The following is a 9,381-nucleotide window of genomic DNA, read 5'->3' as shown; positions in this document are numbered from 1 at the left end:
GCGCCAGCAGCGACTCCACCGTCGCGGCGCGGCAGGAGCGCCCGTCCGCGTCCACCAACCCCTCCAGGGTGCCGCCCTCCAGCAGCCGGTGGAAGGCGTCCGCCTCCACGCGTCCCCCGCCCTCCGCGACCACGTCCGACAGGAGCCCGTTCAAGTCCGCCGCCAGCCGCAGCCGCTCCTCCCCCGAGGCCCGCCGGGCCTGCTGCGCCAAGAGGAGCATGGGCAGCGGGGAGTCCGAGGGCGGGGTGGGCGTGCCGGACTGCGCCGGAGGCTCCCAGGCCGCCAGGTCCGTCGGGGCACCTTCCTCGCCCTCGAAGGGGGAGTCGGATGTGCGCGGACGTGGGCGGGAAGCATCGGTCACGGTGGCGAAACTGTAACCGGGGCGCCCCTCGGGGTTCAAAGTGGGAGGTGCCCGCAACTTCCACCGGGCAACGGGGTTGATGCCTGACGGATGGATTCGGACCCGGACACGCAGGCGATGCTGAAGGTGGCGGCGGGCGACAAGCAGGCCTTCGCCTGGCTCTTCGACCGGCACCACGCGAGCGTGGCGCGCTTCGCGTTCCGCTTCGTGGGGGACCCGGCGCGCGCGGAGGAGCTCACGCAGGACATCTTCGTGAAGCTCTACCGCCACGCGCGCGCCTACAAGCCGACGGCGAAGTTCAAGACGTTCCTCTTCCGGGTGGCCACCAACCACTGCCTCAACGAGATGCGGCGCGGGGAGTACCGCGTGGCGCGCCTCGCGACAGAGGCCCCGGACGCGGAAGACGCGGGAGCGCTGGAGATGCCAGGGCCCGAGGGAGACCGGCCCGACCAGGCGTTGAGTGGCCGGGAGTTGGAGGCGGCGGTGGGCCTGGCCCTGGGCGATTTGAGCGACCGCGAGCGCGCGGCCTTCACCATGTGCCGCTTCGAGGGCATGGCGTACCGGGACATCGCCGAAGCGCTGGAGGCGAGCGAGGCCGCCGTGAAGAGTCTCATCCACCGGGCCACCCTGGCGGTGGCACGCAGGCTTGAAGCGTTGCAGGCGGGCACCGTGCCCGCGAGGAGTCGGGCATGAGCTGCACCTACGAAGAAGACCTGACGGCCTATGTGGACGGGGAGCTGCCGCCCCCGCACCGCGCCCGGATGGAGGCCCACCTGGGCACCTGCGCGCAGTGTCAGCAGACGGAGCGGCTGTTGCGCGTCACCGTGGCGCGGATGGCGGAGCTGCCGGACTTCACCCCGTCCCCGTCCGCGCGCCGTGAAGTGCTGGCGCGGCTGGACGCGCTGCCGCCCACGTGGCGGGAGCGGCTTTCGTCGCTCTTGCGGCCGGGCGTGCTGGTGCCGTCCGCGGGCGTGGCCGCGACGGCGGTGCTGGCGCTGCTCGTCGCGGGACGCGCCAACGTGGATCCGGCGGCCCTGGAAGAGCTGGACGCGGGCGCGCTGGAAGTGGCGACGAACCTGGAGCTGGTCGAGGACTACGAAGTGCTGGGACTCGACAGCTCCGACGACCTGGAGGTCATCGAGAACCTCCACGAACTGGGGATGCCGTGATGATGGGAAGAACGACCCTGGCGGCCCTGGCCGTGGGAATGGCGCTGGCGCTGCTGCCAGTGACGTCCGCGCGCGCGGCGAACGCCCCCACGCCCACCGCGGCCGAGCGCTTCGAGAAGCTCCCCCCGGAACAGAAGGAGGCGCTGCGCGCGAAGCTGCGCGAGTTCAAGGCGATGCCGCCCCAGGAGCAGGCGCGCGTGCGCGAGAACCTCCAGCGCTGGCGGCAGCTTCCTCCCGAGGAGCGCGAGCGGCTGCGCAACAACCTGCGCGACTTCCAGCGCCTGACGCCCCAGGAGCGCAAGGCGGTGCGCGAGCAGGTGCGCGACCTGAAGGGCCTGTCCACGGAGCGCCGCGCGGAGCTGCGCCAGCGGATGCGCGCCTACCTCAAGGAGCACCCCGAGCGCCGCGAGCAGATGATGGAGAACATGCGCCGCTGGCGGCAGATGTCCGCCGAGCAGCGTCAGGAGGCGCGCGAGCGGCTGCGCGAAAGGCGGCGCAAGTGAACGCCGTCTCCCATTGGGTGCTGCTGTTCGCGCTCGCGGGCGGCCTTCCCGCCGCAGCCCAGCAGGCCCCCCTTCCCACGGAAGCGAAGGAGCGCCCCGCTCCCGTCGAACCCGTCCACCCGGAGGCGCGCCCCGTCCCCACCGACGTCCGCCGCCAGGAGCCTCCGCTCACCGACGAGGACCGCGAGGTGGTGGAGAACCTGGAGCTGCTGGAGTCGCTGGACGCGGCAACGGACCTGGAAGTGCTGCTGGAGCTGTCCGAAGACCCCTGAGCCACAAGCCAACGAAGAAGCCCGGGCCCCTGTGGAAGGGAACCCGGGCTCTTTCGTTGCGTCAGGCGTTGGAGCGCCGTGTCGCTATTCGACCGTCACGCTCTTGGCCAGGTTGCGGGGCTGGTCCACGTCATTCCCGCGCATCTCCGCCACGTGGTAGGCGAGCAGCTGCAGCGGGATGGTGGCCACCACCGGCGCGAGCAGCGACGAGGCGGCGGGGATGCGGATGACGTGGTCGGCCAGCGTGTCCGCCTGCGTGTCGTCCTCGTCGATGACGGCGATGACCTTGCCGCCGCGAGCGCGGACCTCCTCGATGTTGCCGATGATCTTCTCGTACGCGACATGCGGGTGCTTCGGCGCGAGGACCACGACGGGCATCTTCTCGTCGATGAGCGCGATGGGGCCGTGCTTCATCTCACCGCCCGCGTAGCCCTCCGCGTGGATGTACGAGATCTCCTTCAGCTTGAGCGCGCCCTCCAGCGCCACCGGGTGCATGGGGCCGCGGCCGAGGAACAGGAAGTCCTGCGCGTTCATGAACTCACGCGCGACGCGCTTCACCTGCGGCTCGCACTTGAGCACGTCCTCGATCATCTTCGGCACCTGGGTCAGCTGCGTCAGGTGCTCCTGCGCGCCTTCCACCGACAGCGTGCCGCGCATGCGGCCCAGCTTCACCGCCAGCAGGTACAGCGTCACCAGCTGCGTGGTGAACGCCTTGGTGGACGCGACGCCAATCTCCGGGCCGGCGTTGGTGAGGATGTGCAGGTCCGACTCGCGCGTCATCGCGCTGCCAATGACATTGCAGATGGCCAGCGTGTGGGCGCCCAGCCGCTTGGCCTCCTTGAACGCGCCCAGCGTGTCCGCCGTCTCACCCGACTGGCTGATGGCGATGACCAGGTGCGACTTCTCCACGATGGGGTCGCGGTAGCGGAACTCGCTGGCCAGCTCCACTTCCACCGGCAGCCGCGCCAGCGACTCAATCATGTGCTTGCCGGCCACGCCGGAATGCCACGACGTGCCGCACGCCAGGATGGTGACCTTGGTGAAGGACTTCACCTGTTCAAGGCTGAGGTTCCACGTGTCGAAGTGGACGTCGCCTTCGGACAGGAGCATCCGGCCGCGCAGCGTGTCCGCGATGGCGCGGGGCTGCTCCCAGATCTCCTTGTGCATGAAGTGCTTGTAGCCGCCCTTCTCCGCCATCATCGGCGTCCAGTCGATGCGGCGCGTGGGGCGGTTCACCAGCTGCCCGGAGCGGTTGTAGATGTCCACCTTGGCGGCGGTGATGACGGCCAGGTCACCCTCCTCCATGTAGACGAAGTCGCGCGTGTGCTCGAGCAGCGCGGGCACGTCGCTGGCCACGAAGTTCTGGCCCTCGCCCAGGCCCAGCACCATGGGCGACGCGTCCTTGGTGCACACGATGCGGCCCGGGTCCTTGGAGCAGACCACGACCAGGCCGTAGGTGCCCTTCACCTGCTGGATGGCCGCGCGCACCGCGTCCGGCAGGTCCACGCCGCGCTCGACCTCCTCGGAGATGAGGTGGGCGAACACTTCCGAGTCCGTCTCCGACGCGAAGACGTGGCCGCGCGCGCGCAGCTCCACCTTCAGCGCCAGGTGGTTCTCGATGATGCCGTTGTGCACCACCGCCACGTTCTTGTACGTGTGCGGGTGCGCGTTCTCGTCGGAGGGACGACCGTGGGTCGCCCAGCGCGTGTGGCCGATGCCCGTGGTGCCCTTGGGCAGGTCCTGCACCACCCGGTTCTCCAGGTTGCGCAGCTTGCCCGTGGCGCGCACCACGTTGAGCTGGTTGCCACTCACCACCGCGACGCCCGCGGAGTCATAGCCCCGGTACTCGAGCTTCTTCAGACCCGACACCAGGATGGGAGCAGATTCCTTGTCACCGACGTAGCCAACAATCCCGCACATGTTCCTGCCTCTTTCTCGACCCGCGCCCGCCTGAGCAAACCACGGGAAACCCTGACACGCCCAACCACGCCCCACCGTCCGACCACCAGGCAGGCGTCTGAACTCAGCCTGCCTTCACCTTCGTCTGCCGCGCCTTCTTGGCCGCCACCCAACCCTCCTTCACCACCTGTGGCGCACGGGACACAGCGAGGCTCCCCGGAGGCACATTCTTCGTCACCGTGGTGCCCGCGCCGACATACCCGCCATCTCCCACCTTCACCGGCGCCACGAGCTGCGAGTCGGAGCCGATGAAGACCCCGTCGCCCAGCTCCGTCAGGTGCTTGTTCACCCCGTCATAGTTACAGGTGATGGTGCCCGCGCCGATGTTGCAGCCCGCGCCGATGTTGGCGTCGCCCAGGTAAGTCAGGTGGTTGGCCTTGCTGCCCTTGCCAATGCGGGCCTTCTTCGTCTCCACGAAGTTCCCCAGATGCACGTCCTCTGCCAACTCGGTTCCGGGACGCAGCCGGGAGAACGGGCCAATGATGCACCGGTCGCCCACCCGCGCCTCCTCCAGCACCGAGTAGGGCTTGATGTGCGTGCCGTCCGCCACGTGGGAGGCCGTCAGCACGCTGCCCTGGCCGATGATGACGTTCTTGCCGACGACGGTGCCGGCCGCGAGCGTGACGCTGGGGCCTACTTCCGTGTCGGTGCCAATGGTGATGCCCTCTTCGATGTACGCGGTGGCCGGGTCCTGGATGGACACGCCCGCGCGCATGTGGGCTTCGTTGATGCGCTGCTGGAGCACGCGGGCTCTGGCCGCCAGCTCCACCTTGTCGTTCACGCCCGCGGTCTCCGTGGCGTCCGCGTCCACCGCGCCCACGGGGCCTTGGCGAGCGGCCATCTCCACGAGGTCGGTGAGGTAGTACTCGCCCTGCGCGTTGACGGGTTTGATCTCCGCGAGCGCCTTCCACAGGAAAGACGCCTCCACGGAGTAGATGCCCGCGTTGCACTCCTTCACCGCGCGCTGCTCCGGGGTGCAGTCCTTGTGCTCCACGATGCGTGAGACCTTGCCGCCCTCGCGGATCACCCGGCCGTAGCCCGTGGGGTCCTCCAGGGTGGTGGACACCATGGCCAGCACCCCGCCCGCGGCGTCATGCGCGGACAGGAGCGCCTGGAGCGTCTCCTTGCGCAAGAGCGGCACGTCTCCGTAGAGGATGAGCACGCGGCCTTCGTGGCCCTTCAGCGCGTCCTGGGCGGCCTTCACCGCGTCCGCCGTGCCGCGCTGCTCCTTCTGGAGCGCGAAGCGCAGGGGCGCGTCCGGGAAGAGGGAGCGGATGGACTTCTCCACCTCGGCGGCCTGATGGCCCACCACCGGCACCACGGACGTGGCGCCCAGTTCCAGGGCCCGCTTCAAGGGATAGGCGCAGATGGGACGACCGAGGATGGGGTGAAGGACCTTCGCCTTCTCCGACTTCATCCGCGTGCCCTTCCCCGCGCACAGGACCACCGCTGCCAGAGCTGTCATATGCGGCGGAGAATTAGGGACCGCCGATCAACTCGTCAACCGCGTGCGGGCGTCAAAACAGGCCGGGGACCTTCCGCGGAAGGCCGGACGCTGACTGCCACACACAAGGTGTTGCGCTGGATCGTGATGCCGTAGCGCGGCTTCAGGAACGTCGTCAGCCGCACCGGCGCACAGGCCGGCACCGGCGCCGGACCTTCACTGGGGTTTGGAGGACTCATGGACGCCACCAGTCGCTACACATGGCCTAAGAGTGCCTCGACTCATTTCACAATCCAAGGAAAAAAATGTTGTCCTGTTGAAACCCTGGTCCCGGCGCGAGGCATGGTGCATTAGGGAACGGCCGGAAATCACAAGGAAAGGCGCCCAGGTGGGAAATACACACATTGGAGCCGCTGGGCCGGGGCTGGCCCGCGCGGTGGGACTCGCAGTGCTACTGGCGGCGGTGTCGGCCTTCGCGGCGCGGCCCTACCGGGGAGGTGCTGTGGCCACCGCGTACCCCCCCGCCAGCGAGGCCGCGCTGAAGATGCTGGAGAAGGGCGGCAACGCGGTGGACGCGGCCGTGGCGGCGGCGTTCGTGGCGGCGGTGGTGGGTCCCTACCACTCCGGGGTGGGTGGCGGTGGGTTCGCGCTGGTGCACGACGCGAAGTCGGGCGACACGCGGGTGCTGGACTTCCGCGAGGTGGCCCCGAAGGCCGCGTCCCGCGACATGTACCTGAAGGACGGCGCGCTGGTGCCGGGGCTGTCCACGGACGGCGCCCTGAGCGTGGCGGTGCCGGGCGCGGTGGCGGGCTACCTGGAGCTGCTCGCCACGCACGGCAAGCTCAAGCCCGCGGTGGTGCTGGCCCCGGCCATCCAGTTGGCGAAGCAGGGCTTCTGGGTGACGCCCAAGTACCAGCAGATGGCGACGGGCCGGGCGGAGTGCCTGCGCCAGGACCCGGAGGCCGCGAGCATCTTCCTGGTGAAGAACGCGCAGGGCACGCCGGACGTGCCCCCCGTGGGGCACCTGATCAAACAGCCGGACCTGGCGCGCACGCTGGGCCTCATCGCGAAGGGCGGCGCGAAGGCGTTCTATTCAGGCCCGGTGGCGCAGGCGCTGGTGAAGTCGGTGAAGGACGCGGGCGGCGTGCTCACCCAGGAGGACCTGACGGCGTACACGACGCGCAAGGCCACGCCGCTGGAGACCACCTACCGGGGCCACCGCATCCTCACCATGCCTCCGCCGAGCGCCGGGGGTCTGGCCGTCGTGCAGGTGCTGGGCATGCTCCAGCAGTTGCGTCCCCAGGGCGTGCCGTACCGCGAGCCGGACGCGCTGCACCTGTACGTGGAGGCGGTGCGCCGCGCGTACGTGGACCGCGCGAAGTACCTGGGCGACCCGGCCTTCGTGCAGGTGCCCCTGGAGCGACTGGCCTCGCCCGGGCACATCGCGGACCTGGCGGGCAGCATCGATCCGAAGAAGGCCACCGCGAGCGCGTCCCTGCTGGCGCCGGTGACGGGTGGCCCGGCCTCCACGCTGCGCCGCGACGCGGGGCCCCTCACGCCGGAGCCGGAGAAGAAGAACACCACGCACATCTCCGTCATCGACAAGGATGGCAACGCGGTGGCCATGACGACGACGGTCAACTACAGCTTCGGCTCGTGCCTCGTGGGCAAGGGCACCGGCGTGCTCCTCAACGATGAGATGGATGACTTCGCCGCGCAGCCGGGCGTGCCCAACGCGTATGGCCTCGTCACGGGCGAGCCCAACGCCATCCAGCCCGGCAAGGTGCCCCTGTCCTCCATGTCGCCCACGCTGGTGTTCGCGAAGGAGGACCCGAAGCGGGTGATGCTGGCGGTGGGCAGCCCCGGCGGCTCCACCATCCCCACCACCGTCATCCAGGCCATCAGCAACGTGGTGGACCACGGCATGGACGTGGCGCGCGCGGTGGGCGCCGGCCGGCTGCACCACCAGTACCTCCCGGACGAATTGTGGGTGGACAAGTGGGGCCTGGAGCCCGCGACGCTGGCCACCCTGGAGGCCCGCGGACATAAGATCCGCCGCATGGACGGTTGGGGTGACGCGGAGGCCGTCTACAGCGATCCGCGCACGAACCTGCGCTTCTCGTCCAGCGACCCGCGCAACGAAGGCGCCGGGCTGGGCCAGGACTGACGAAAGGGAGAACCGAGCCCGTGCCCGAGCCGCTGCCGCTCTTCGATGCGCACCTCCACCCGGAGGCCCTCACCGACCAGGACCTGGAGTCCATGCGCTTCTTCGGCGTGGAGCGGGCCCTGGTGGTGGCGCATCACTTCCCGGAGGCCACGGCCAAGGGGCTGCGCCAGCACTTCGACCACCTGGTCGAACGTCAGCTCCCCCGGCTGGAGCGGCTGGGCATCCGCGCCTGGGCCGCCCTGGGCGTGCACCCGCGCTGCATCCCGCGCCGGGGCCTGTCGGAGGTCCTGAGCCACCTGCCGGAGTATTTTGAAGGCGGCCGCGTGGTGGCCCTGGGTGAGACGGGGCTGCACCTGGGCGGCGAGGAGGAGGAAGAGGCGTTTCTTGAACAGCTGGCCCTGGCCCGCCAGCTCAAGCTGCGCGTGGTGGTGCACACGCCCCTGAAGGACAAGGAGCGCCACACGCGGCGCATCCTCACGCTCCTGCGCCAGTCCGGACTCGCCCCGTCGCGCGCGCTGGTGGATCACGCCAACGCGCGCACCGTGCGCACCATCCTGGAGGTGGGCCACTGGGCGGGGCTGACGCTGCACCCGGAGGCCCTTCAGGCGGACCGGGCGGTGGCCCTGGTGCGGCGGCTGGGCAGCGAGCGGCTGGTGCTGGACTCGGACGCGGGCGACGGCGCGGGGGACATCCTGGGCCTCGCGCGCACCGCGAACCTGCTGGGCAAGGCGAAGCTGTCCGAGCGGCTCGTGCGTCGCGTCACCCGCGACAACGCGGCGACCTTCTTCCAGATCCACGACTGAGTGCGCCAAGCGCGCCCGGTGCGGTCGCGCGCAGCCCCCTGAAAAGGCGCCGGGCCTCCAGGGCTTGTAAATGCAACGGGCCCCGCGCGGTGAAAGCGCGAGGCCCGGGATTTACAGCGCATGCGGCCAGACGGGCACCGCAAGGGTGCCGTGGGGCCTAGTTCACCGAGACGGAGACGGACGCTTCGGGCTGCAGGGAGAGGCCCTGCGCGTCCGGCGCCAGCCGCACCTGGACGCCCTGGGAGCGGTACTCCGCGAGGGAATCCGCCGCGTCGTCGAGCAGCTGCTGGTAGCGCTCCTCCAGCTCCACCGCGATCAGCAGCATCGTCTCACCGGCGTCCGTGACGCCCGGCCGGTACACCTGGCACCGCTGGAACCGCGCCCAGCGACCGTTCTGCATCTTCACAAGCTCGCCGTCGTAAGCCATGCGCAGCTCCTCACGTGGGAAATCCGACGGACGCAATCTAAAGTCGAATTCGCGCGCTGTCATCCCCCTGCTTGAAAATTCGTAAACCCGTCGTGATTCCAGAGGGTTGGCAGCACTCAACAGGGGATGCAGGGGTCCCTGTCGGGCCGGGCCGGCGCAAAGTGTAAAGTTGGTGACTGTCAACGCGGTTAACCCCGCCCCGGGGGCGATGATGCGTTGCGCTGTCAACACTCCGGGGGATGGCGCGGCGCGGGGGGCCACCGGGGAATCCGGGGT

9 protein-coding genes and 1 pseudogene are annotated in these 9,381 nt (G+C 69.8%); 6 read left to right on the top strand and 4 right to left on the bottom strand.

Annotation, left to right across the window (positions count from 1 at the left end; all coding sequences use genetic code 11):
* Positions 1 to 361 (bottom strand): annotated as a pseudogene (locus tag D7X74_RS35265) (hypothetical protein); the annotation flags it as partial.
* 90 nt (positions 362 to 451) lie between these two features.
* Here D7X74_RS35265 and D7X74_RS35260 point away from each other — a divergent pair.
* From D7X74_RS35260 to D7X74_RS35245, 4 genes are read left to right on the top strand one after another with little or no spacing between them, the layout of a single operon-like run.
* Positions 452 to 1,054: an RNA polymerase sigma factor gene (locus D7X74_RS35260; RefSeq protein ID WP_120537385.1), complete on the top strand. Its 603-nt coding sequence runs from the start codon at positions 452 to 454 to the stop codon at positions 1,052 to 1,054.
* Complete coding sequence (locus D7X74_RS35255; RefSeq protein WP_120537384.1) at positions 1,051 to 1,530, top strand: anti-sigma factor; 480 nt, start codon at positions 1,051 to 1,053, stop codon at positions 1,528 to 1,530. The genes D7X74_RS35260 and D7X74_RS35255 overlap by 4 nt, the downstream gene beginning before the upstream one ends.
* Positions 1,530 to 2,033 (top strand): DUF3106 domain-containing protein, encoded by a 504-nt coding sequence (locus D7X74_RS35250; RefSeq protein WP_120537383.1) that lies wholly within the window; start codon positions 1,530 to 1,532, stop codon positions 2,031 to 2,033. Before D7X74_RS35255 ends, D7X74_RS35250 begins: the two co-directional genes overlap by 1 nt.
* The gene (locus D7X74_RS35245) at positions 2,030 to 2,305 is read left to right on the top strand and encodes a hypothetical protein (RefSeq protein WP_120537382.1); all 276 of its coding nucleotides are present in this window, start codon (positions 2,030 to 2,032) and stop codon (positions 2,303 to 2,305) included. Before D7X74_RS35250 ends, D7X74_RS35245 begins: the two co-directional genes overlap by 4 nt.
* An 84-nt stretch (positions 2,306 to 2,389) precedes the next feature.
* Here D7X74_RS35245 and glmS read toward each other — a convergent pair whose 3' ends face one another.
* Positions 2,390 to 4,225, bottom strand: a complete 1,836-nt coding sequence (gene glmS, locus D7X74_RS35240; protein ID WP_120537381.1) for a glutamine--fructose-6-phosphate transaminase (isomerizing) — start codon at positions 4,223 to 4,225, stop codon at positions 2,390 to 2,392.
* 103 nt (positions 4,226 to 4,328) lie between these two features.
* A complete protein-coding gene (gene glmU, locus D7X74_RS35235) occupies positions 4,329 to 5,729 on the bottom strand; it encodes a bifunctional UDP-N-acetylglucosamine diphosphorylase/glucosamine-1-phosphate N-acetyltransferase GlmU (protein ID WP_120537380.1) in 1,401 nt (466 codons plus the stop codon).
* A gap of 403 nt (positions 5,730 to 6,132) precedes the next feature.
* Here glmU and ggt point away from each other — a divergent pair, with 403 nt between their 5' ends.
* Together ggt and D7X74_RS35225 are read left to right on the top strand one after the other, a co-directional pair.
* On the top strand, positions 6,133 to 7,875 hold the full coding sequence (gene ggt / locus D7X74_RS35230) for a gamma-glutamyltransferase (RefSeq protein WP_370450840.1): 1,743 nt from the start codon (positions 6,133 to 6,135) through the stop codon (positions 7,873 to 7,875).
* A 20-nt stretch (positions 7,876 to 7,895) separates the two neighbouring features.
* Complete coding sequence (locus tag D7X74_RS35225; RefSeq protein ID WP_120537379.1) at positions 7,896 to 8,678, top strand: TatD family hydrolase; 783 nt, start codon at positions 7,896 to 7,898, stop codon at positions 8,676 to 8,678.
* A 157-nt stretch (positions 8,679 to 8,835) separates the two neighbouring features.
* Here D7X74_RS35225 and D7X74_RS35220 read toward each other — a convergent pair whose 3' ends face one another.
* A complete protein-coding gene (locus D7X74_RS35220) occupies positions 8,836 to 9,105 on the bottom strand; it encodes a hypothetical protein (protein ID WP_120537378.1) in 270 nt (89 codons plus the stop codon).
* Positions 9,106 to 9,381: the final 276 nt, after the last annotated feature.

The organism is Corallococcus sp. CA047B (assembly GCF_003612065.1).
Lineage (GTDB): Bacteria > Myxococcota > Myxococcia > Myxococcales > Myxococcaceae > Corallococcus > Corallococcus praedator.
The sequence above is the reverse complement of the archived record's forward strand: the minus strand, read 5'-3'. Positions and strand labels throughout refer to the sequence as shown.

What these genes read in the sequence shown, in the direction of transcription:
- D7X74_RS35255 (WP_120537384.1), top strand. Translation starts at nt 1,051, where the DNA reads ATGAGCTGCACCTACGAAGAAGACCTGACGGCCTATGTGGACGGGGAG.
- D7X74_RS35220 (WP_120537378.1), bottom strand. Translation starts at nt 9,105, where the DNA reads ATGGCTTACGACGGCGAGCTTGTGAAGATGCAGAACGGTCGCTGGGCG.
- glmS (WP_120537381.1), bottom strand. Translation starts at nt 4,225, where the DNA reads ATGTGCGGGATTGTTGGCTACGTCGGTGACAAGGAATCTGCTCCCATC.
- D7X74_RS35250 (WP_120537383.1), top strand. Translation starts at nt 1,530, where the DNA reads ATGATGGGAAGAACGACCCTGGCGGCCCTGGCCGTGGGAATGGCGCTG.
- glmU (WP_120537380.1), bottom strand. Translation starts at nt 5,729, where the DNA reads ATGACAGCTCTGGCAGCGGTGGTCCTGTGCGCGGGGAAGGGCACGCGG.
- D7X74_RS35260 (WP_120537385.1), top strand. Translation starts at nt 452, where the DNA reads ATGGATTCGGACCCGGACACGCAGGCGATGCTGAAGGTGGCGGCGGGC.